We start from the raw sequence: 23,337 nt of genomic DNA, 5'->3' as shown, positions 1-23,337 counted from the left end.
TGTCAATAACCTTTCACGCAAAGGTTGTTGAGTAGTCATGCCCAGCCAATTCTCTACCGGCCGGTAAGCCCTAGGCTCGAACCATGCGCCGAGCGAAAATCGTCTGCACCCTGGGCCCCGCCACCGACTCGTACGACCAGATCAAGGCACTGGTCGAAGCCGGAATGGACGTGGCCCGCTTCAACCTCAGCCACGGCACGTACGCCGAGCACGAGGAGCGCTATCAGCGCGTACGGAAGGCATCCGACGAGACGGGCCGCAGCGTCGGCGTCCTCGCCGACCTTCAAGGCCCGAAGATCCGCCTCGGCCGCTTCAGCGAAGGACCTGTACTCCTTGAACGGGGCGACGAGTTCACCATCACCGTCGAGGAGGGCGTCGAGGGCGACCGCCAGACCTGCGGCACGACCTACGGCGGCCTCGCCGGGGACGTCACCCCCGGTGAGCGCATCCTCGTGGACGACGGCAAAGTGACCCTGGAGGTCACCGCGGTCGACGGGCCCCGCGTCACCACCACCGTGGTCGAGGGCGGCATGGTCTCCGACCACAAGGGACTCAACCTCCCCGGTGTCGCCGTCTCCGTCCCCGCCCTCTCCGACAAGGACGAGGCCGACCTGCGCTGGGCCCTGCGTTCAGGGTTCGACGTCATCGCCCTGTCCTTCGTCCGCAGCGGCCGCGACATCGAGGCCGTGCACCGCATCATGGACGAGGAAGGCCGCCGCCTCCCCGTCATCGCCAAGGTGGAGAAACCGCAGGCCGTCGAGAACATCGACGACATCGTCGCCGCCTTCGACGCGATCATGGTCGCCCGCGGCGACCTGGGCGTCGAGATGCCCCTCGAACAAGTGCCGATCGTCCAGAAGCGCGCCATCAAGCTCGCCAAGCGCAACGCCAAGCCGGTCATCGTCGCCACCCAGATGCTCGACTCGATGATCGACAACTCCCGCCCCACGCGCGCCGAGGCCTCGGACGTCGCCAACGCCGTCATCGACGGCACGGACGCGGTGATGCTCTCCGGCGAGACCAGCGTCGGCAAATACCCCATCGAGACGGTCCGCACGATGAGCCGCATCGTCGAGGCCGCCGAGGAGGACATCCTCGCCAAGGGCCTGCCGCCGCTGACCGAGCGCAACAAGCCCCGCACCCAGGGCGGCGCCGTGGCCCGCGCCGCCGCCGAGATGGGCGACTTCCTCGGCGCCAAGTGCCTCGTCGCCTTCACGCAGTCCGGCGACACGGTCCGCCGCCTCTCGCGCTACCGCTCCCCGATCCCGCTGCTCGCCTTCACCCCGGACCGGGCCACGCGCTCGCAGCTCAACCTCACCTGGGGCGTGGAGACCTTCCTCGGCCCGCACGTCGAGTCCACCGACGCCATGGTCCGCCAGGTCGACGAGCTCCTCCTGAAGTACGGGCGCTGCGAGAAGGGCGACGTGGTCGTCATCACCGCCGGCTCCCCGCCCGGGGTCGCCGGCTCCACCAACCTCGTACGCATCCACCACATCGGTGAGGACGACAGCCCCAAGTAGGCAGTCGGGGTACGGGAATCGAGGGGCCGCTTCGGGGGGAGCGGCCCCTCGCTCGTGCCGCGCGCCTGGCGCCCAATGCCTAGGGGGTCACGATGGCGAACTTCGGATCCGGCTTCTCCACCACGCCGAGCAGGTCGGTGAGCAGCGACGCGTCGCCCTCGACCTTGATGTCACCGAGCCCCTTGCCGCCCAGCATCGCGAGCAACTGAGGCTTGGTCATCGTCAGCGTGACACCCGCCTCCGGGTCCGCCTTCTTGTCGCTGCGATACGTCAACACCCCGTGCCGCAGTGTCAGATGCCACACCTTGCCCAGCGCCGGAAGACTCCAGTCCATCCGCAGCTTCAGGTCCCACGCCTTCGGACCGTTCACCCGGATCGCCACGGAGTCGATCAACTGATCCACGGAGAGCGCCATCAGCATGTCCGCGCTGGCCACGGTCGTGGGGGAGTCCCGTACGCCCTCACGCAGCTCCTGCGCGCCCGTCAGATAGAAATTCCGCCACACGGCGTTCTCGGAGGCCTGCCCCAACGTGGTGTATAGCCGGGCGAGTTCGGCCTTCGCCGTCTTGTGTCCCGGGTCCGCGAACACCACATGATTGAGCAGCGTCACGGCGAACCGCAGATCACCGCTCTTCGCGAACGACCTGGCCTTCGCGACCGTCGCCGTACGACCACCCATGGCCTTGACGTACCGCTTGGCCTCCTCGACGGGCGGGTGCTCCCACAGATGCGCCGGGTTGCCGTCGAACCAGCCCATGTACCGCTGATAAATGCCTTTCACGTTATGGTTCAGCGACCCGTAATACCCCCGGTTCGCCCACACCCCCGCCAGCGCAGGCGGCAGCTCGATCTCCTCGGCGATCTCCCGCCCCGTCATCCCCGCATTGATCATCCGCAGCGTCTGGTCATGCATGTACGCGTACAGATCCCGCTGCTGCTCCAGCAGCTCCACGATCGTGCCGCCGCCCCACGTGGGCCAGTGATGCGAGGCGAACGCGACATCGACGCGCCCGTCGAAGAGCACGACAGACTCATTCAGATAGTGCGCCCACTGCCGGGCGTCCCGCACCTGCGCGCCACGCAGCGTGATGATGTTGTGCATCGTGTGGGTCGCGTTCTCCGCCATGCAGACGGCACGCAGGTCCGGCAGCACGAAGTTCATCTCGGCAGGGGCCTCGGTCCCGGGCGTCATCTGGAACTCGAACCGCACCCCGTCCACGGTCTCGACCTGACCGGTCTCGGTGATGTCCCTGGTCGGCGGTATCAACCCGATCGACCCCAGGGACACGGTCTGCCCGAGCCCGCAGCCGATCTGCCCGGCGGGCGACTTGGGCAGCAACGCCCCGTACATGTACCCGGAACGCCGCTGCATGGCGGTCCCGGCGTAAACGTTCTCCGAGACGGCATGCTCCATGAATCCGTCGGGAGCGAGAACGGGCACATCACCGGCCCCCTCCGGCAGCACACCACGGCAACCGCCGAAGTGATCGACGTGCGGATGGGTGTAGATGAGCCCGGTGACCACCTTCTCCCCGCGATGCTCGCGATACAGCTTCAGCGCGGCGGCGGCGGTCTCCGCCGAGATCAGCGGATCGATGACGACGACCCCGGTGTCACCCTCGATGATCGTCATGTTCGACAGATCAAGCCCACGCACCTGATAAACACGGTCAGTGACTTTGTAGAGCCCCTGCTTCGACACGAGCTGCGACTGCCGCCACAGACTCTTGTGCGCGGTCCTGGGCGCCTCCTTCTCAAGGAAGTCATACGCGTCGGCGTCCCACACGACCTGCCCCTTGGCGTTCTTCACGACCCCGGGAGTGAGGGCGGCAATGAACCCCTTCTCGGCATCGGCGAAGTCGTCCCCTCCCTTACTGCTGCCCTCGCGGTCGATCGCGAAGGCGGTCTGCGGATTCATGGCCACGGCCGCCGCGGCGGCCCCCGCTGCGGCAGCGACGAAGGTACGCCGGTTCAAGGGAGTCATGCGGCCGAAGATCGCAGCGGGCCCCGGGGCGGGGCAAGGGTTCTGGGGGGATTTGGGGCAGCTCCCAGGGAGGACGGGGGAGGGGAGTGACGCGTCCTATTGCGCGGGCGGCGCGGTGCGGGTGCCGGGGCCGGGCGCGCAGCCGTGCGGCTACTGTCCGTCATGAAAACCGGCGAGGCGCGCACAGAAAAGCGGGTGCCCACGAAATCGTGGGCACCCGCTTTTTCCTGCGATGTGCCGGGTGCGGGATTCGAACCCGCAAGCCCTTTCAGGCAGAGGTGTTTGAGACCTCCGTGTATACCGTTCCACCAACCCGGCAGGCACTGCCGGAACTATACCGGGTCACCGTGGGACGCTGCAGCTAGGTAGGCTGGCGAGGCAGCAGTACCTGCCCGGCCCGTAACAAGGAGCCCCCGTGACTTCCCCCGAGTCGCCCCAGCCCGTAGCCGATGACGACGACAAGTCGCATGTGCCTCCGCTGACGACCCGTGTCGTCATCGCCGAGGACGAGGCTCTCATCCGGCTCGACCTCAAGGAGATGCTCGAGGAGGAGGGCTACACCGTCGTCGGCGAGGCCGGTGACGGTGCGAAAGCCGTCGAGCTGGCCCGCGAGCACAAGCCGGACCTGGTGATCCTTGACGTGAAGATGCCCGTCATGGACGGCATCTCGGCGGCCGAGAAGATCGCCGAGGAAAGCATTGCCCCGGTGCTCATGCTGACCGCGTTCTCGCAGCGTGACCTGGTCGAGCGGGCCAGGGACGCCGGCGCCATGGCGTACCTCGTGAAGCCCTTCAGCAAGACCGACGTGGTGCCGGCCATCGAGATGGCCGTCTCGCGCTACACGGAGCTGAAGACGCTGGAGAGCGAGGTCGCCGACCTCACCCTGCGCCTGGAGACGCGGAAGCTGGTGGACCGGGCCAAGTCGATTCTTCAGACCGAGTACGGCTTGACCGAGCCCGCCGCCTTCCGGTGGATCCAGAAGACGTCGATGGACCGGCGCCTGTCGATGCAGCAGGTCGCGGAGGCGGTCATCGAGGACGCCGACGAGAAGAAGGCCGCCAAGGGGCAGTAGCCCTCGCGCGCGTCACGCGCGTACGTACGGAAAAGGCCCGCCCCCCGAAGCCGGGGGGCGGGCCTTTCTCGTGTGCGGGGCCGGAGTCCTAGTCCTCGCCGAGGTACGCCTTGCGCACGGACTCGTCATGCAGCAGGTCGTTCCCCGATCCGGACAGGACGATCTTGCCGACCTCCATGACATGACCGTGGTCGGCGAGCGAGAGAGCCGCCTGGGCATTCTGCTCGACGAGCAGAATCGTCGTGCCCTGGGACTTGAGCTCGGCGATGGTCGCCATGATCTTCTGCATCATGATCGGCGAAAGTCCCATGGAGGGTTCGTCGAGCATGAGCAGTTTCGGCTGGGACATCAGGGCGCGGCCCATGGCGAGCATTTGCTGCTCGCCGCCGGAGAGCGTGCCCGCCGCCTGCTTTCTGCGTTCCCCGAGAATGGGGAAGAGGTCATAGGCGCGCGCGATGTCCTTTTCGATGCCGCCCTTGTCGTTGCGCAGATATGCGCCGAGCCGCAGATTGTTCTCGATCGTCATGCGCGGGAAGATGTGCCGGCCCTCGGGAGAGTGGGCCAGGCCGAGCGAGACGATCTGGTCGGCGCGGTATTTGCGCAACGCTTTCCCGTTGAATTTGATGGAGCCGCCGACCGGCTTGAGCAGTCCGGACAGCGTGCGCAGCGTGGTGGTCTTGCCTGCGCCGTTCGTGCCGATCAGCGTGACGACCTCGCCGGCCTCGACCTTGAAAGAGATGCCCTTGACGGCCTCGATCTTGCCGTAGGCGACCTTGAGGTCCTCGACTTCGAGCAGTGCGGTCATCAGCTGGTCTCCTCGTTGCCCGTGGCGTCGGCTTCCGTGCTGCCGGGGGCTCCTTCGAAGGGCTCGCCCAGGTAGGCGGCGATGACGCGGTCGTCCTGCTGGACGGTCTCACTGTCGCCCTCGACGAGTTTCTCGCCCTGGACGAGTACGGCCACGCGGTCGCACAGGTTGAAGATGAAGCGCATGTCGTGCTCGATGACGAGGACGGCGATGCCCATGTCGCGGATGGCGAGGACGAGTTCCTCGGTGGCGCGGGTCTCCTGCGGGTTCATGCCCGCGGTCGGCTCATCCAGGAGGAGCAGTCCGGGCTCGCTCGCCAGCGCGCGGGCGATCTCCAGCTTGCGCTGCTCGCCGTAGGGCAGGTTGCGGGACAGGTGCTCCGCCTTCTCGGCGAGGCCGACGAACTCCAGGAGCTCCAAGGCGCGCTCCCTGGACTTGGCCTCCGCCTTGTGGAAGCCGGGGCCGCGCAGGAGGGCCGACCAGAGGCCTTCCTTGGTCCGCGTGTGGCGGCCGACGAGGACGTTCTCCAGGACCGTCATGTTCGCGAACAGACGGATGTTCTGGAAGGTGCGGGCCACGCCTGCCGCGGTGACCTTGAAGGACTTGCTGGGCAGGACCTTGTCCTTGTACCGGACTTCGCCCTCGGTGGGGATGTAGAGGCCGGTGAGGCAGTTGAAGAAGGTCGTCTTGCCCGCGCCGTTGGGTCCGATGAGGCCGACGATCTCGCCGCTGTTGACGGTGAGGTCGACGGAGCGTACGGCCGTGAGGCCGCCGAACCGCATCGTGACGCCCCGGGCGTCCAGGACGGTCTGCCCGGCCGGCGTCGCGGCGGGGCTGTCCTTGCTGGTGGTGGTGTCGGTGGTCATGGCTCAGGCCCCTGTCTTGCTGAGGACTGTGGGAGGCGGCGTGTCACCGGGAGCCAGGTCGGCCTCGTGGAATTCGAGCTGGCGGCGGCGGTTGGGGATGAGGCCCTCGGGGCGGAAGCGCATGAGCAGCACGAGCGCGAGGCCGAAGGCGAAGAGCTGGTAGTCGCCCAGGAACGAGAGCTTGCTCGGGATGAGGTAGAGCAGCGCCGCGCCGACGAGGGGTCCGCTGATGGTGCCCATGCCGCCGAGGACGACCGCGGCGAGCAGGAACGCCGAGTTGGGCGGGACGGTGTTGGCGAACTGGTACTGCTCGGGGGTGACGGTGTAGGTGACGTGTGCCTGCACCGTGCCCGCGAGTCCGGCGAGCGAGGCGCCGAGCGCGAAGGCGATGAGCTTCACGCGGAAGCCGTTGATGCCCATGGCGAGCGCCGCGGTCTCGTCCTCGCGGATGGCGACCCAGGCGCGCCCGATGCGGGAGTCGCCGCTGCGCCGGAAGACCAGCACCACGACGAGGGTGATGAGCAGCATCAGGAAGAAGTAGTTCGCGAACCGGCCGATGGTGACGCCGAAGATGGTGTGCTCGAGGCCGAAGTCGAAGCCGAGGATCTTCAGGTTCGGGATCGAGGAGATGCCGTTCGAGCCGTTGGTGATGTCCGGTCCGGACGTGCCGTCGGAGTTCATCGCGACGAGCCGGAAGATCTCACCGAAGCCGAGGGTGACGATGGCGAGGTAGTCGCCGCGCAGTCGCAGGGTCGGGGCGCCGATGAGCACGCCGAAGATGAGCGATGCGCCCGCGCCGACCAGGATGGCGCCCCAGAACGGCAGGTGGACGTCGAAGGGCGAGGAGGGCGATCCGGAGACCATGGACGCCGCGTAGGCGCCGACGCCGAGGAAGGCGACGTATCCGAGGTCGAGGAGGCCCGCGAGGCCGACGACGATGTTCAGGCCGAGGGCGACGGTGGCGAAGATGAGGATGTAGACGCCGATGGTGGCGTACTGGTCGTCGCTCTGGGTGAAGGGGAACGCGGCGGCGGCCACGAAGGCGCCGATGAGCGTGATGTTGCGGTGCCGTGCGGTGTACGTGGAGACCTGGGCGACGAGCCCGGCCTTGGACAGCGCGGCGAAGCTGAACGCCACGGTGATCAGGAAGCCGATGAAGAGCTCGTCGTACTCGGTGCCGATGCCGTAGGTGAAGACCAGGAGGCCGACGGCGAGCGCGGCGACGATGATGAGGATCTCGAGGTAGCTGGGGAGCTTGCGCGGCGTGGGCGGGGCCTCCGCGGCGAAGGCGCCCTTGAAGATGGTCATGCCGTTGCGCAGGCGGTGCTTGAACTGCTCGCCGCTGCTGTCCTCGGGGTCGACCGCGTAGGTGTGCGGCCGTACGAAGGGCAGGGCGAGGGCGCCGACGAAGGCGGCCAGGGTGGCGATGGCGGCGACCCAGCCGCCGGGGTCGAGGTTGGCGAGTCCGCCGAGCTGGTAGCTGATCGAGATGACCGTGTACCAGGTGGTGGCGAAGGCCGCGAGGGCCGCGTACTTCAGCGCGGCGTCGGCGCCGCCGGGCGCCAGCGCCCGTACGCCCTTGACGCCGTAGGAGGCGAGGCCGAAGAGCGTGGTCAGGATGCCGGCGATCAGGACGAGCACCTGGAGGCCGCCGGGGTAGCCGTAGACGGTGAGGTCGCCGGGGAACGCCGCGGTCCAGGTCCACGCCATGAACGTGGAGACGATGGTGAGGATGCCGCCGCCGGTGGCCAGTGCGCGGGCGGGGCCCTCGGGGATGGCGATGAGGCCGGTGGCGGTGTGGTCCTGCTTGGGGCTTGGCGCGTCGGCCGCAGTGGTCTGTGTGGTCATGGTTCTCACGCCCTGTCCGCGACGCGCTCGCCAAGGAGACCTTGTGGCCTGACGAGGAGTACGACGATGAGGAGTACGAAGGCCCAGACGTCGGCCCAGGACTGCCCGCCGAGCTGGCTCATGCCGGGGATGTCGTTCATGTAGGCGGTGGCCATGGCTTCGGCGATGCCGAGCACGAGGCCGCCGATCATCGCGCCGTAGATGTTGCCGATGCCGCCGAGCACGGCGGCGGTGAAGGCCTTGAGGCCCCAGAGGAAGCCCATGCGGAACTGGACTTCTCCGTAGCGGAAGCCGTAGGCGACGGCGGCGATGCCGGCGAAGGCGGCGCCGATCGCGAAGGCCACGACGATGACTCGGTCGGTGTTGACACCCATGAGCTTGGCGGTGTCGGGGTCCTGCGCGGTGGCCTGCATGCCGCGTCCGACGCGGGTCTTCATCACGAAGTAGCCGAGGGCGAACATGCAGATCGGGGCGGTGATCAGCAGGAAGATGTCGCCGGGCTGGATGGTGACGGAGCCCAGGTGGATGGAGTCGCCGGGCATCTCGGGGAAGGTGCGGGACGACTTCGCGTTCGGGTACCAGGCCCAGACGGCCTGCTGCAGCGCGAGCGAGAGGCCGATGGCGGTGATGAGCGGTGCGAGGCGGGGTGCGCCGCGCAACGGGCGGTAGGCGAAGCGTTCGGCTCCGACCGCTATGAGCGTGGAGACGATGACGGCGCCTATGAGCATGAGCGGCAGGGCGATCCACATGCTGGTGCCGCCCGGCAGCCACAGCCAGACGGTGAGGGCGCCGAACCCGCCGACCATGAAGATCTCGCCGTGGGCGAAGTTGATGAGCTGGACGATGCCGTAGACCATTGTGTAGCCGATGGCGATCAGGCCGTACATGGATCCCAGTAGCAGGCCGTTGACCAGCTGTTGCGGCAGTTCGTGCACCGCAGGTCCTCCGAGTCTTTCGGTGTCGTTCGGCCGGGGGGCGGTGGCGGTGGGCCTCGCCGGCCGTACGGCTTAGGTGACGGATGCGACGCCGCGCGGGGCGCTGCAGAGGCAGCGCCCCGCGCGGTGGTGTCGTTGGCTGCGGGGTCGGATCAGCCGGTGAACGTGCCGGACTTGACCGGCTTCCAGCCCTTGGCCGGGTCCTCGGTGGACTTCACCTCGTACACGGTGAGCTGCTTGTTGGTCGCGTCGCCGTACTCGTCGAAGGAGACCTTGCCGGTCACACCGTCGAAGGAGACGTCCTGCATCGCCTCGACGATCTTGGCGCGGGCGTCGTCGGGCAGCTTGCCGTCGTTGTCCTCGACGACCTTCTTGACCGCTTCGATGATCGCCCAGGCCGAGTCGTAGGAGTAGCCGCCGTAGGCCTCGTAGGCCTCCTTGTAGCCGGCCTTCTTGTAGTTCGCGATGAACTCCTTGGCGGACGGCAGTTCCTCGACGGGCTGGCCGATGGAGGTGGCCATGTCGCCCTTGCCCTCCTTGCCGGCGAGCTTGACGAAGTCGGCGCTGTAGATGCCGTCACCGCCGACGAGCGGGATCTTGGCCCCGGCCTTCTTCATCTGCTTGCTGAGCGGGCCGGCCGCGGGGTACTCGCCGCCGTAGTAGACGACGTCCGCGTCCGAGTTCTTGATCTTGGTGGCGACGGCGCCGAAGTCCTTGGTGTCCGGGTTCACGTGCTCGGTGCCGGCGACCTTGCCGCCGAGCTTCTTGAACTCGTCCGTGAAGGTGGCGGCCAGGCCGGCACCGTAGGTCTTCTTGTCGTCGACCACGAAGACCTTCTTCTTCTTCGCGTCGTTGTACAGGTACTGCGCCGCGAACGGGCCCTGGACGGCGTCCGTGGTCGCCGTACGGAAGTAGGCCTTGTACGGACGGACCTTCTTGCCGCCGTTCCAGTCCTGGCCCTGGGTCATGGCCGGGTTGGTGTTGGCGGGGGAGACCTGGACGAGCTTCGCGTCGTCGAAGACCTTCTGCATCGACTCGCCGACGGAGGAGTTCAGGGGGCCGACGGCGCCGAGGATGTCCTTGTTCGCGACGAACTTGGTCGCGTTGGTCTGGCCCGACGCGGGCTGTCCCTGGTCGTCGGCGGACTCCACCTTGAAGGTGATGCCGTCGACGTACTTCTTCTCGTTGGCCTGCTTGGCGGCGAGATCCACGGAGTTGCGGATACCGAGGCCCAGCGCGGACAGGTCGCCGGTCAGTGGCGCGTCGACGCCGATGACCACGGTGGTACCGCCGCCCGCGTCGTCTCCCTTGTCCTTGTCGTCGCGTGAGCCACAGGCGGTGAGGGTGAGTGCCCCCGCGGTGAGTGCAGCGGTGATGGCTATGAGCGAACGTTGACGCACGATCAGTCCTTTCCCCTGGCACGGCCGTCCCCTGTTGGGTGGCCGGGTCGAGCGCAGAACCGAACTGACAGGAATCCGGTGGGCGCGGTGACTGGCCGTGACTCTAAGGCGCGCTTTGTTCCAGGTGGAGTGGTCAGGCCAAAGGTGTGACGCTCTTGTTATGCCACGGAGTATTCCGGGGTGGAACTCAGGGGGCGGTTGTGCCGGAATACGCCATCTTCGGCGCATCCCGCATACTGAGAACTTGCAGGACTGTCAGGGTGTTTTACTCATGACATCAGTGTTCGGGGGGCATGCGGCTGTCAGGGCCCGAGAAAGATCTTTTGCGTACCTCTCGCCGAGGATGAAGGCCTGTAACTGCATTGCGCGCACATTACGCAGTGTTACCACCAGGAAAGGGAGTCCGGCATTCCGTTGCACATTTCCGCATTCGCGAATGTGCATCGTGATTCGTGCCGTACGAGGGCTTCCCGTTTTCACGGTGAATGGGGTATGGGGGGCGACGGTGACCGACAGTGCCGCCGATGGCTGCGTGATCCGTCTGACGGAGACCGGGGGCCCTGATTCCTGGCGCAGGGCCACGGTGAAGCCGAACGTACGGTCGCCGGCCCTCGGGTGCGTCATGTCGCCCCGGTAGGTCACGGACACGGTCTGCGACGGATGGAGCGGCGGCGGGGGCGCGGGAGGCCGCGGGCGGGTCAGATAGAGGCCGAGAGCGGCGGCGGCGACGATCGCGGCCGCGGCGAGTGCCAGGAAGGTTCTTCGGCGCCGGGTGAGGGGTGGGCGGGGCCGGACGGGGGCGGTGGCCGGATCCGTGGCGGTGACGCGGACGGCTCGGGTCTCGTAGGTGTCGTCGCCGGGCTCGATGGGGCCGATGGCGTTCACACCCACGGCCCGCCGCTCGGCTCCCCGTGGAGGTAGCGCTCCTCGCACCGCTCGCGGGCCTCACGGGTGATCAACTTCCGTCCCGCGTCGGCTCCGTGGCGCTTTCGCTCGGCGCGGGCGAGGTCGAGGGTGTCCCGCAGGATCATGTACTGACCGTTGGAGAGGCCCATCGACTGGTAGTCGCCGTAGGTCTCCTTGCCCGAGTCGTAGATCTGCCGGCCCCACTTGGTGATCAGGGCCGTGCAGAGGTCCTGGGGAGGGGTGGTGGCGGCGGAGGGCTCGGGGGTCTTGCTGTGGGCGTCTTCGGCAGGAGAGAGATCCTTGCAGCCGGTGATGCCGGGGGTGGCGCCCAGGAGGGCGGCGGCGAGGGCGAGCGCACAGAGCTGTTTCCGGTGCCTCATGCACCGACGCTAGACCGGGGCCGCACGCCCCGACAATGCGTGGGGCGCGCCTGTTCCGGCAGGAGGCGCGCCCGCCCTCAACCCCCTTACGCGGCGGCGCCGTTGGGCTGCACGTCACGCAGCAGGCAGGTCAGCCTGGCGGTGCACACCCGCTTGTCCTGCTCGTCGGTGATGACGATCTCGTACGTCGCCGTGGAGCGGCCCCGGTGCACGGGCGTCGCCACGCCGGTGACCAGGCCCGAACGCGCGCCGCGGTGGTGCGTGCAGTTCAGGTCGACGCCGACGGCGAGCTTGGTGCTCCCGCCGTGCAGCATCGAGCCGACCGAGCCGAGGGTCTCGGCGAGGACGGCGGAGGCGCCGCCGTGCAGCAGGCCGTACGGCTGGGTGTTGCCCTCGACCGGCATGGTGCCCACGACGCGATCGGCGGAGGCCTCGACGATCTCGACGCCCATCCTGGTCCCCAGGTCACCCGCGGAGAAGAGGGCGGGCAGGTCCACACCGAGCGCCGCGTACTCGTCGATGACCTCTTGCGGGAACTTCACGCTGTGCTGCTCGCCCATGGGGCCCGGCTCCGTTCGTCGTCCACACCGTCACTGAGCGAACGCTCAGTCGGTCCCCGATTGTTCCAGGCGCACGACGACGGACTTGCTGGCGGGGGTGTTGCTGGTGTCGGCGGTCGCGTCCAGCGGGATCAGGACGTTCGTCTCCGGGTAGTACGCCGCCGCACAGCCCCGGGCCGTCGGGTAGTGCACGATCCGGAAGCCCGGCGCGCGCCGCTCGACGCCGTCCTTCCACTCGCTCACGAGGTCCGCGTACGACCCGTCGGCGAGGCCCAGCTCGCGAGCGTCGTCGGGGTTGACCAGGACGACCCGGCGGCCGTTCCTGATGCCCCGGTAGCGGTCGTCGAGGCCGTAGATCGTGGTGTTGTACTGGTCGTGCGAGCGCAGCGTCTGGAGCAGGAGGCGGCCCTTCGGAAGCGCCGGGAACTCCACCGGCGCCGCGGTGAAGTTCGCCTTGCCGGTGGCCGTGGGGAAGCGGCGCTCGTCGCGCGGGGCGTGCGGCAGGGCGAAGCCCGCGGGGTCGGCCACGCGCGCGTTGAAGTCCTCGAAGCCGGGGATCACGCGCGCGATGCGGTCGCGCACCGTGGCGTAGTCCTTCTCGAACTCCTCCCAGGGCGTGGCCGATTCGGGACCGAGGACGCGGCGGGCCAGGCGGCACACGATGGCCGGTTCGGAGAGCAGATGCGGACTCGCGGGCTCCAGACGGCCGCGTGAGGCGTGCACCATGCCCATCGAGTCCTCGACGGTCACGAACTGCTCGCCACTGGCCTGGAGGTCCCGCTCGGTGCGCCCGAGCGTCGGCAGGATCAGGGCGCGCGCGCCCGTGACGGCGTGCGAACGGTTCAGCTTCGTCGACACGTGCACGGTCAGGCGGGCCTTGCGCATCGCCGCCTCTGTCACCTCCGTGTCGGGCGAGGCCGCCACGAAGTTGCCGCCCATCGCGAAGAACACCTTCGCCTTGCCGTCCCGCAGTGCCTCGATCGCGCGGACGACGTCCAGGCCGTGCTCGCGCGGCGGCGCGAAGCCGAACTCCTTCTCCAGGGCGTCGAGGAACGCCGGCGCGGGCCGCTCGAAGATGCCCATCGTGCGGTCGCCCTGCACGTTGGAGTGCCCGCGCACCGGGCACACGCCCGCGCCTGGATGGCCGATGTTGCCGCGCAGCAGAAGGAAGTTGACGACCTCGCGGATGGTCGGCACGGCGTGCTTGTGCTGGGTCAATCCCATCGCCCAGCACACGACGGTGCGCTTTGACGCGAGCACCATGGCGAGGGCTTCCTCGATGCGCTCGCGGGAGAGGCCGGTCGCGGCGAGGGTCTCGTCCCAGTCGGCGCCGCGCGCGGCCTCGGTGAACGCCTCGTACCCATGGGTGTGCTCGCGGACGAACTCCTCGTCCACTGCTCCGTCCGTCTCCAGGATGAGCTTGTTGAGGAGACGGAACAGGGCCTGGTCGCCGCCGAGGCGGATCTGCAGGAAGAGGTCGGTGAGGGCGGTGCCCTTGAGCATGCCCTGCGGGGTCTGCGGGTTCTTGAAGCGCTCCAGGCCGGCCTCGGGCAGCGGATTGACCGTGATGATCTTCGCGCCGTTGTTCTTCGCCTTCTCCAGGGCGGAGAGCATGCGGGGGTGGTTCGTGCCCGGGTTCTGCCCGGCCACGATGATCAGGTCCGACTTGTAGAGGTCCTCCAGGAGGACGCTGCCCTTGCCGACGCCGATCGTCTCGGTGAGCGCGGAGCCCGACGACTCGTGGCACATGTTCGAGCAGTCGGGCAGATTGTTCGTGCCCAGCTCACGGGCGAACAACTGGTACAGGAACGCCGCTTCGTTGCTGGTGCGGCCCGAGGTGTAGTAGACGGACTCGTCCGGGCTGTCCAGCGCGGCCAGTTCCTCGCCGATGATGTCGAAGGCCCGCTCCCAGGGGACGGGTTCATAGCGCTCGGCGCCCTCCGCCAGATACATCGGGTGGGTGAGGCGGCCCTGCTGACCCAGCCAGTACCCACTGCGGGTGGCGAGGTCGGCCACGGGGTGCGCGGCGAAGAAGTCGGGGGTGACGCGGCGCAGCGTGGCCTCCTCGGCGACCGCCTTCGCGCCGTTCTCGCAGAACTCCGCCGTGTGCCGGTGCTCGGGCTCGGGCCAGGCGCAGCCGGGGCAGTCGAAGCCGTCCTTCTGATTGACCCGGAGCAGCGTCAGCGCCGTGCGCCGCACGCCCATCTGCTGCTGGGCCATGCGCAGCGAGTGCCCGATGGCGGGAATGCCCGCCGCGGAGTGCTGCGCCTGCGCGACCTGCGGCGCGTCCTGGACCGGATCACCCTTGGGCGACTTCCTTGCCATGGTCGGCTCCCCTTCGAGCACGTGCGTGAGCTATGTCTCCGATCCTCCCACGCGCCGCCGGCGGAGCCCTCGCGGGTGAGGGTTGGGCCTGAGTGTCAGTGGGGCGTGGCAGGATCGGGGACGTGGCAGAAAAAGCAGCGAAGAAGAAGTCCGAGACCGCGACGAAGCCGAGTGGCGAGCAGCGTCCGCGCCTGCTCCTCATGGACGGGCACTCCCTGGCCTACCGGGCGTTCTTCGCGCTGCCCGCGGAGAACTTCACGACCGCGACGGGCCAGCCGACGAACGCGATCTACGGCTTCGCGTCGATGCTGGCGAACACCCTGCGCGACGAGGCGCCCACGCACTTCGCGGTCGCCTTCGACGTCTCGCGCAAGACGTGGCGCTCCACGGAGTTCCCCGAGTACAAGGCGAACCGCTCCAAGACCCCGGACGAGTTCAAGGGGCAGGTCGAGCTGATCGGCGAGGTCCTCGACGCGATGAACGCCGTGCGGTTCGCGGTGGACGGCTTCGAGGCGGACGACGTCATCGCCACCCTCGCCACGCAGGCCGAGGCGGCCGGCTTCGACGTCCTGATCGTCACCGGCGACCGCGACTCCTTCCAGCTGATCACCGACCACGTGACCGTGCTGTACCCGACCAAGGGCGTATCGGAGCTGACGCGCTTCACCCCGGAGAAGGTCGAGGAGAAGTACGGCCTCACGCCCAGCCAGTATCCGGACTTCGCGGCCCTGCGCGGCGACCCGTCCGACAACCTCCCCGGCATCCCCGGGGTGGGCGAGAAGACCGCCGCGAAGTGGATCAACCAGTTCGGTTCCTTCGCGGAGCTCGTCGAGCGCGCCGAAGAGGTCAAGGGCAAGGCCGGACAGAACTTCCGCGACCACCTGGACGCGGTGAAGCTGAACCGCCTCCTCACGGAGATGGTCCGCGACGTGGAGCTCCCCAAGACGGTCGCCGAACTGGAGCGCGCTCCGTACGACCGCACGGCCCTCGCCATGGTCCTGGACACCCTGGAGATCCGTAACCCCTCGCTGCGCGAGCGCCTCCTGGCCGTCGACCCCGGCGCGCAGGAGGCCGAGCAGGCCCCGGCCGAGCCCGGCGTGGAGCTGGACGGCACGGTGATCGGCGCGGGCGAGCTCGCCCCGTGGCTCACCGAGCACGGCAACGCGGTCCTCGGCATGGCCACGGTCGACACCTGGCAGCTCGGCACGGGCTCGGTGACCGAGGTCGCCCTCGCCGCGGCCGGCGGAGCGGCGGCCTGGTTCGACCCCTCCCGCCTGGACGAGGCCGACGAGAAGGCCTTCGCCGCCTGGATCGCCGACCCGAAGAAGCCGAAGGTCCTGCACAACGCCAAGGCCACGATGCGGGTCTTCCCCGAGCACGGCTGGACGGTGGACGGCGTCAGCATGGACACGGCGCTCGCCGCGTACCTGGTCAAGCCCGGCCGCCGCTCCTTCGCCCTGGACGCTCTGTCCCTCGAATATCTGGGCCGGGAGCTGGCGCCCGCCTCCGTGGCCGAGGGCCAGCTCGCCTTCGGCACGGAGGAGGACGACCAGGCCGAGGCGGACGCGCTGATGTCGCAGGCCCGCACGATCCTCGACCTGGGCGCGGCCTTCGGCGAGAAGCTGCCGGAGGTCGGCGCGGGCAATCTCCTCACCGACATCGAACTGCCCACGTCCATCCTCCTCGCCCGCCTGGAGCGGCACGGCATCGCGGCGGACCGGGCCCATCTGGAGGCGATGGAGCAGCAGTTCGCGGGCGCGGTGCAGCAGGCGGTGAAGGAGGCCCACGCGGCGGCGGGCCACGAGTTCAACCTCGGCTCGCCCAAGCAGCTCCAGGAAGTCCTCTTCGGCGAGCTGAACCTCCCCAAGACGAAGAAGACCAAGACCGGTTACACCACGGACGCCGACGCCCTGGCCTGGCTCGCCGCCCAGACGGAGAACGAACTGCCGGTCATCATGCTGCGCCACCGCGAGCAGGCGAAGCTGCGCGTCACGGTCGAGGGCCTGATCAAGTCGATCGCCGCGGACGGCCGCATCCACACGACGTTCAACCAGACCGTCGCGGCGACGGGCCGTCTTTCCTCCACCGACCCGAACCTCCAGAACATCCCCGTCCGCACGGACGAGGGCCGGGCGATCCGCCGTGGCTTCGTGGTCGGCGAGGGCTTCGAGTCCCTGATGACCGCGGACTACAGCCAGATCGAACTGCGCGTGATGGCGCACCTCTCTGAGGACGAGGGCCTCCTGGAGGCGTTCGGCTCGGGCGAGGACCTGCACACGACGGTCGCCTCCCAGGTCTTCTCCGTCGAGGGCTCCGCGGTCGACGCCGAGATGCGCCGCAAGATCAAGGCCATGTCGTACGGCTTGGCGTACGGCCTGTCCGCGTTCGGTCTCTCCCAGCAGCTGAACATCGAGGCGGGCGAGGCCCGCGCCCTGATGGACACCTACTTCGAGCGGTTCGGCGGCGTACGCGACTATCTGCGCCGAGCCGTCGACGAGGCCCGCGCGACGGGGTACACGGAGACGATGCTGGGCCGCCGCCGGTATCTCCCCGACCTCAACAGCGACAACCGCCAGCGCCGCGAGATGGCCGAGCGGATGGCCCTGAACGCGCCGATCCAGGGCACGGCCGCGGACATCGTCAAGATCGCCATGCTGAACGTGCACCGCGCGCTGACGGAGGCGAAGCTCGACTCCCGCATGCTGCTCCAGGTCCACGACGAAATCGTCCTGGAGATCGCTCCGGGCGAGCGCGCCGAGGTGGAGGAGCTGGTCCGTCGCGAGATGGCGGGCGCGGTGTCGCTCCGGGCGCCGCTGGACGTGTCGGTGGGCGTGGGAACGGACTGGGAGTCGGCGGCGCACTGACTGCGTCGGGCTTGAGCGTCATCCTGGCGGGGTTGTCCCGTCACCGGCTTCGCCGAGTTCGTCCTCAATCGCCGGACGGGCTGAATTCCAGCCCGTCCGGTGGCCCCCGCCCCCTCACCGCCGGTTCGGCCCCGTCCGAACAGCACGCGGCCAACCGGTGAAAATCGGGCACGAACGGGTGTCTGGGCGCCGGAAGTTGTCGTAGTGTCGCCTGCGTCGGCCCGCTGGGGAGCAGCACCGGGAACACAACAGAGCGGGCGGCGACACACACGGTCGTCAAGGGGAGGGGTTCACGGTCATGGCGGCGGTATTCGGCAGGCGGTTGCGCAGGGGAGCGGTGACCACCGCGGTGGCCGCGGCGGCGGTGGCCGCGCTCGCGGCCTCCCAGGCCCCGGGCGTGACGGACGTCCCTCGCGAGGAGCGGGCGGGTGCCTCCGGCGCCACGCCACCGGCCGAGGACTCCGCGACCGGCAACTCCCCTTACTACACCGACCTGCCAGAGCTGAAGAGCCCCGTCCCGCCGACCGGAGCGCCCGACGGCGGCACCGGTGACGCCGAGACCGCCGACTCGGAGATCCCGGCCACCGTCCTGGACGCGTACAAGAAGGCCGAGGCCTCCCTGGCCACCTCCAAGCCGGGCTGCAACCTCCCCTGGGAACTGCTGGCCGCGATAGGCAAGGTCGAGTCCGGTCAGGCGCGTGGCGGCCGCGTGGACGCGAACGGCACGACCATCGGAGAGATCCTCGGCCCACCCCTCAACGGCAACGGCTTCGCGAAGATCACCGACACCGACAACGGCGCGTACGACGGCGACAAGACGCACGACCGCGCGGTCGGCCCCATGCAGTTCATCCCCTCGACGTGGGAGAGCTGGGGCGAGGACGGCAACGCGGACGGCAAGTCGGACCCGAACAACATCTACGACGCCGCGCTCGCCGCCGGGAACTACCTCTGCGCGAACGGCCGCGATCTGTCCGTCGACGCCGATCTGCGCAAGGCGATCCTCAGTTACAACCACTCGACGGACTACCTCAACACGGTCCTGAGGTGGCTGGAGCACTACCGCAAGGGCATCAACGAGATCCCCGACGGCACGGGCGACCTGCCGGGCGACCGCAGCGACAGCAACGGCCCGAGCACGAGCCCGACGCCCACGCCCCCGGCGTCCGGTTCGCCCTCGCCGAAGCCCCCCAAGTCCGGCGACGACAAGCCGAGCGACAGGCCCTCCGAGCCCGGCAACGGCGGCGGCAGCGGCGGCTCGACCACGCCTCCCCCCTCGCAGGGCGGCGGCTCCGAGAGCCCCGCTCCCTCCCCGTCGCCCACCGACCGGGTCGCACGCCTGGAGGACGCCGGCACCGGCAAGCTCGCCGCGACGGCGGGCGACGCCTTCGCCGAGCGCGTCCAGGTGCGCACGGAGGCCGCTTCGGGCTCCGGCGTGGCCAAGGCCAAGGTGCGGTTCGTCATCGTCGGCGACACCGACGCGCGCTTCTCCGGCGGTGCCACCAGCGCGACCGTCACCACGAGCGCCACCGGCAAGGCCACCGCCCCGGCACTCAAGTCGGGCGAGAAGACCGGTCAGTTCACGGTCCGGGCCACCGTCGTCGGCCGGTCGCTGCCCGGCCTCAACTACACGGCGACGGTCACCGCGCGCCAGGCCGACGCCCTGACCAGGACCAGCGACAAGGCGCTGATCTGCGAGCCGGGCAAGGAGTTCGCCGAGCAGCTCGAGGTCAAGGCGACGTACAAGGGGGAGGCCGCCGACCGCGTGGCGGCCACCGCCACCATGATCAAGTCGGCGACGGACGCCACGGCCAACGACAAGGGCCCGTACTTCAAGGACGCGGACGGCAAGCCGGTCCGCACCCTCAAGGCCCTGAAGACGGACGCGAACGGCGTGCTCAAGCTCCCCAAGATGTACGCCGACGACGCGGCGGGCACATATCTGCTGCGCGTCACCACCGCGGGCGGCGCGACGCTCACGGTCGAACTGAAGGTGGCGGCACCCGCGGCCTGACCCTTGGCGGTCCGCCGCACGCTTCCGAACGCGACGCCCTCGCGCCCACCCGGCGCGGGGGCGTCGTTGTGTGTGCAACGTGTTCTCATCTGGCCGCCGCGTTGCTACGGTGCCCCAGCCCTGACGCCCTGTCAGTTCATGGTCGGCGTCCTCGGTGCCGGCCGTTCACCGCCTCGGGAGGCTCCGCATGCGCGCTCTCATCGCCGCCGCGACCGGTCTTGCCGTCGCCCTCGCCCTGGTCCTGACGATCACCGCGATGGGGGCCCCGCCCGGCGAGACCTCGCCGGAGCCGCTGCTCACCACCGTCCCCAAGCACCCCTGACTCCCTAGGGAGGGCCGCCGCGATGCGCCGCAAGGCCAGCCTGATCCTGCTCGCCTTCGCCGTGTTCTTCACGGCGATGTCCCCGCTCATGCGCTGGTACGCCTTCCCGCGCCTCGCCAAGATCCCGCCGAGCCAGTACCAGGAGGCGGTGCTCGAGGCGAAGAACCCGACCCTCATCGACTACGGCAGCATGCAGGCCAAGAAGGTCGACAAGGTCACCATCGTGCAAACGCTCAAGGGCAATGTGGAGGCCTCGGAGAAGATCGAGAAGACCGACGCGAACTCCTCCCGTGACGTCGTCGTCTGGGACGCCCTCTCCTACGTGCAGGACGGCGACGGAAAGATGGTGTCCAAGGTCCCCGAGCGCTACATCTTCGACGCGCACAGCCAGGAGCCGGTGCACGCGACCGGCGAGATGGTCGACGGAGACCCGGTCAAGCGTGAGGGCATCGAGTTCAAGTGGCCCTTCCTCACCGAGAAGCGGGACTACAAGTACTTCGACGCCCAGGCCCGCGTCACCAAGCCCATCCACTACAAGGGCACGCAGACCTTCCGTGGCGTCGACGTCTACTACTTCGAGCAGATCATCCCGTGGACCAAGGTGCCCTTCCCCAAGACCATGCCGGTCAAGGGCATCACCCCGGAGTCCCTCGCCAAGACCGGCACCACGCGCTGGTACACCACCGTCCGCAAGTTCTGGGTCGAGCCGACCACCGGAGCGCCCGTCTACGGCGAGGAGATCCAGCGGAACGAGCTGCGCGGCGGCACGCTCCTCGGTGACCGCGACAAGGTCACGGTCTTCGCGGGCCACGTGAAGATGCGCGAGGACTACATCAGGGACACGGTCGACCTGGTGAAGTCCCAGCGCGTCCTCGTCCTCCTCATGACGTCCTATCTCCCCTGGAGCTTCCTCGGCCTCGGCCTGCTCCTGCTCGCCCTGTCCCTCTGGCTGGAGGCCCGCAGCCGCAGGCCCGGTGATCCGGAGGCCACGGCGGCGCCCGAGCCGGAACCGGTCAACGCCTGAGCCGCGCGTTGGTGAACCGCGTCGCCTCGGCGGCCGCCGGGTCCTCCGGCCACGGATGCTTCGGGTAGCGCCCGCGCAGCTCGGCCCGCACGGCCCGGTAGCCGTCCCGCCAGAAGGAGGCGAGGTCGGCGGTGACGGCGGCGGGACGCCCGGCGGGGGACAGCAGATGCACCAGGAGGGGTACGCCGCCGTCCGCGATCCGCGGGGTCTCGGCGAGCCCGAACATCTCCTGCAACTTCACGGCGAGCACGGGCTGTTCGGGGTCGGAGTAGTCGATCCGAATCCTGGAACCGCTCGGCACAGCCGCCCGCTCCGGGGCGAGCGCGTCGAGGCGGGTCGCCTCGCCGGTCGCCCAGGGAAGAAGCCGGTTCAGGGCCTGGCCCGCGTCGATGCGCCGCAGGTCGGCCCGGCGCCGCGCCTTCGACAGCTCGGGCTCCAGCCACTCGTCCACGCGCGCGTGCAGGGCACTCTCGGACACGTCGGGCCAGGGCGCGCCGAGATGCCGGTGCAGGAACGCGAGCCGCTCCCGCAGCTCCCGTGCACCCTGGGACCAGTTCAGGAGGGCGGTGCCTTCTTCCCTGAGCCCCGCGAGCAGCCCTTCCCGTACGAGTCCGGGGGCGGGCTTCTTGAGGGGCCGCACCGTCAGCTCCACGGCGCCGAGCCGCTCCACGTGCCGCGCGACGAGATCCCCGTCGCCCCAGACGACCTCGTCCCCCTCGGCGTGCAGCGAGGCGGCCGCGCTCCGGGCGACGTCCTCGTCGATGTGCCCGCCGAGCAGCACGCGCGCGTGCCCGGCGCCCACGGGCCGGTCGGCCACGGCCACCGCGATCCACTCCGCCCCGGTCAGCGCGGACCCCGCCCGCACCTCGGCCCGGGTCCCGTTCACCATGAGGTACGCCCCGTCGCCGCGGCTCCGGGCGACCCGCTCGGGAAAGGCGAGGGCGGCGACGAGACCGGCGGCCCGCTCATCGCTTCCGGCGTCCCGCGGCTCCGCGGCCGTGGGCACCGCGGCGGTCAGCCGCCGGACCTCCGCGCGCCACCGCGCCGCGTACCCGTCCGCGCCCCGCCGGGCCGCGCGCCAGGCCGCCGCGAGGTCGTCCCCGTACTCACGCGGCGGCTCCTCGCTCAGGAGAGCCACCACCTCGGCCGCGCGGCGGGCGCCCACGAGGGGAGCCGCGTCCAGCAGGGCCCGCGCCAGGCGGGGGTGCAGGCCGACCCGCGCCATCCGCGCGCCCCGGTCCGTGACCCGCCCCGACTCCGGCGTCACGGCCCCCACCGCCGCCAGGACGGAACGCGCCGCCGCCATCGCGCCGGCCGGCGGGGGATCGAGCAGCGCCAGACCAGAGGCGTCGGGATCGCCCCAGCAGGCCGTCTGCAGGGCGAACGCGGAAAGGTCGGCCAGCTTGATCTCCGGCGCCGGAAAGCGCGGCAGACGCGCGTCCTCGGCCTCCGCCCAGCACCGGTACACGGCCCCCGGCGCCTCACGTCCCGCACGGCCGGCCCGCTGCCGTCCCGCCGCCTGCGAAGCCCGTACGGTCGTCAGCGCGCTCAGCCCGCGCGCGTGGTCGACGCGCGGCTCACGCGCGAGCCCCGAGTCGACGACGACCCGCACCCCCGGCACCGTCAGCGACGACTCGGCCACCGAGGTCGCCAGGACCACCCGGCGGGTGCCGTCCGAGCCCGCGAGCACCGCGTCCTGCACCGCCGCGGGCGCCCGCCCGTGCACCTGGAGGACCTCCGCGGCCACGTCCCCCAGCTGTCCCGCGACCCGCGCGATCTCGCCGACCCCGGGCAGGAAGCACAGCACGTCCCCGTCGCGCTCGGCCAGCGCCCGCCGCACCACCGACGCCACATGCGTGAGCTGCGCCGGGTCGACCCGCATCCCGTGCGGCGGCCGCACCGGACGGTTCGGGGGCGCCCAGACGACCTCGACCGGATGCGACGTGCCCCGCGCCTCCACCACGGGAGCGTCCCCCAGAATCCGCGCCCATCCCTCCGCGTCCGTCGTCGCCGACGCGGCCACCAGGCCCAGCTCGGGCCGCAGCGCCGCCCGTACGTCGACCAGGAACGCCGCCACGGTGTCCGCGTCCAGATGCCGCTCGTGGCACTCGTCGATGATCACGACATCCACACCGGCCAGCTCCTGGTCCCGCTGCAACCGCTGCAACAGGACACCCGTCGTGACGACCTCCACGCGCGCGTGGCGGCCCACGACACGCTCACCGCGCACCGTGTACCCGACGCTCTCGCCGACCTTCTCGCCGAGCAGCCACGCCATCCGCCGCGCGGCGGCCCGTGCCGCGATGCGCCGCGGCTCGGCGACCACCACACGTCGTACGGGAGCGCCGTCCCCGAGAAGCCCCGCGAGGGCCAGCGGCACCAGCGTCGTCTTGCCCGTACCGGGAGGCGCGCACAGCACGGCGCCGCCCGGCCCCTCCAGAGCGGAACGCAGCGCGGGCAGCGCGCTGCTCACGGGCAGATCGAGGGCTTCGTCACGCAGTCGGGTCACGCA

Annotated in this window: 16 protein-coding genes and 1 tRNA gene; 6 read left to right on the top strand and 11 right to left on the bottom strand. The window is 69.7% G+C overall.

The window, feature by feature from the left end; all coding sequences use genetic code 11:
• Positions 1-83 precede the first annotated feature (83 nt).
• Positions 84-1,520, top strand: coding sequence for a pyruvate kinase (pyk, locus tag ACWFRU_RS00475; protein WP_453683555.1), 1,437 nt, complete (start codon positions 84-86; stop codon positions 1,518-1,520).
• 79 nt (positions 1,521-1,599) lie between these two features.
• On the opposite strand, the gene ACWFRU_RS00470 is transcribed toward pyk, so the two are convergent.
• Positions 1,600-3,504 (bottom strand): alkyl/aryl-sulfatase, encoded by a 1,905-nt coding sequence (locus ACWFRU_RS00470; protein WP_453683554.1) that lies wholly within the window; start codon positions 3,502-3,504, stop codon positions 1,600-1,602.
• A gap of 235 nt (positions 3,505-3,739) precedes the next feature.
• Positions 3,740-3,822: transfer RNA gene (locus ACWFRU_RS00465), tRNA-Leu, on the bottom strand.
• Positions 3,823-3,919: 97 nt separating this feature from the next.
• Here ACWFRU_RS00465 and ACWFRU_RS00460 point away from each other — a divergent pair.
• Positions 3,920-4,576: an ANTAR domain-containing response regulator gene (locus tag ACWFRU_RS00460; protein ID WP_363208152.1), complete on the top strand. Its 657-nt coding sequence runs from the start codon at positions 3,920-3,922 to the stop codon at positions 4,574-4,576.
• An 88-nt stretch (positions 4,577-4,664) separates the two neighbouring features.
• Here the strand turns inward: ACWFRU_RS00460 and ACWFRU_RS00455 are convergent, their stop codons facing one another.
• The 8 genes from ACWFRU_RS00455 to ACWFRU_RS00420 form a co-directional block, all read right to left on the bottom strand.
• Positions 4,665-5,381 (bottom strand): ABC transporter ATP-binding protein, encoded by a 717-nt coding sequence (locus ACWFRU_RS00455; RefSeq protein ID WP_453683553.1) that lies wholly within the window; start codon positions 5,379-5,381, stop codon positions 4,665-4,667.
• A complete protein-coding gene (locus tag ACWFRU_RS00450) occupies positions 5,381-6,247 on the bottom strand; it encodes an ABC transporter ATP-binding protein (protein WP_453683552.1) in 867 nt (288 codons plus the stop codon). The genes ACWFRU_RS00455 and ACWFRU_RS00450 overlap by 1 nt, the downstream gene beginning before the upstream one ends.
• A 3-nt stretch (positions 6,248-6,250) precedes the next feature.
• Positions 6,251-8,095: a branched-chain amino acid ABC transporter permease gene (locus ACWFRU_RS00445; protein WP_453683551.1), complete on the bottom strand. Its 1,845-nt coding sequence runs from the start codon at positions 8,093-8,095 to the stop codon at positions 6,251-6,253.
• Positions 8,096-8,100: 5 nt separating this feature from the next.
• The gene (locus tag ACWFRU_RS00440) at positions 8,101-9,030 is read right to left on the bottom strand and encodes a branched-chain amino acid ABC transporter permease (protein WP_363208148.1); all 930 of its coding nucleotides are present in this window, start codon (positions 9,028-9,030) and stop codon (positions 8,101-8,103) included.
• 152 nt (positions 9,031-9,182) lie between these two features.
• Positions 9,183-10,430, bottom strand: coding sequence for a branched-chain amino acid ABC transporter substrate-binding protein (locus tag ACWFRU_RS00435; RefSeq protein WP_453683550.1), 1,248 nt, complete (start codon positions 10,428-10,430; stop codon positions 9,183-9,185).
• A gap of 881 nt (positions 10,431-11,311) precedes the next feature.
• Entirely contained in the window at positions 11,312-11,716 is a 405-nt protein-coding gene (locus tag ACWFRU_RS00430; protein WP_453683549.1) for a hypothetical protein, read from the bottom strand.
• 86 nt (positions 11,717-11,802) lie between these two features.
• Positions 11,803-12,276, bottom strand: coding sequence for a PaaI family thioesterase (locus ACWFRU_RS00425; protein ID WP_363208144.1), 474 nt, complete (start codon positions 12,274-12,276; stop codon positions 11,803-11,805).
• Positions 12,277-12,321: 45 nt separating this feature from the next.
• Positions 12,322-14,601, bottom strand: coding sequence for an FdhF/YdeP family oxidoreductase (locus tag ACWFRU_RS00420; RefSeq protein WP_453683548.1), 2,280 nt, complete (start codon positions 14,599-14,601; stop codon positions 12,322-12,324).
• Between the two features lie 122 nt (positions 14,602-14,723).
• Between ACWFRU_RS00420 and polA the strand changes: the two genes are divergently transcribed.
• From polA to ACWFRU_RS00400, 4 genes are all read left to right on the top strand, one after another.
• A complete protein-coding gene (polA, locus tag ACWFRU_RS00415; RefSeq protein WP_453683547.1) occupies positions 14,724-17,465 on the top strand; it encodes a DNA polymerase I in 2,742 nt (913 codons plus the stop codon).
• Between the two features lie 298 nt (positions 17,466-17,763).
• Positions 17,764-19,479 carry a lytic transglycosylase domain-containing protein gene (locus ACWFRU_RS00410; protein WP_453683546.1) on the top strand — a complete coding sequence of 572 codons (1,716 nt, stop codon included), beginning with the start codon at positions 17,764-17,766 and terminating at the stop codon, positions 19,477-19,479.
• A gap of 187 nt (positions 19,480-19,666) precedes the next feature.
• Positions 19,667-19,801 (top strand): SPW_0924 family protein, encoded by a 135-nt coding sequence (locus ACWFRU_RS00405; protein ID WP_160504431.1) that lies wholly within the window; start codon positions 19,667-19,669, stop codon positions 19,799-19,801.
• A 22-nt stretch (positions 19,802-19,823) separates the two neighbouring features.
• A complete protein-coding gene (locus ACWFRU_RS00400) occupies positions 19,824-20,825 on the top strand; it encodes a DUF3068 domain-containing protein (protein ID WP_453683545.1) in 1,002 nt (333 codons plus the stop codon).
• Here ACWFRU_RS00400 and hrpB read toward each other — a convergent pair.
• A complete protein-coding gene (gene hrpB / locus ACWFRU_RS00395) occupies positions 20,815-23,334 on the bottom strand; it encodes an ATP-dependent helicase HrpB (protein WP_453683544.1) in 2,520 nt (839 codons plus the stop codon). The genes ACWFRU_RS00400 and hrpB overlap by 11 nt on opposite strands.
• Positions 23,335-23,337 lie beyond the last annotated feature (3 nt).

The sequence above is a fragment of the Streptomyces sp. NPDC055099 genome, assembly GCF_053607685.1.
Note: the sequence above shows the minus strand (reverse complement) of the source record. Positions and strands in the feature narration are given on the sequence as shown.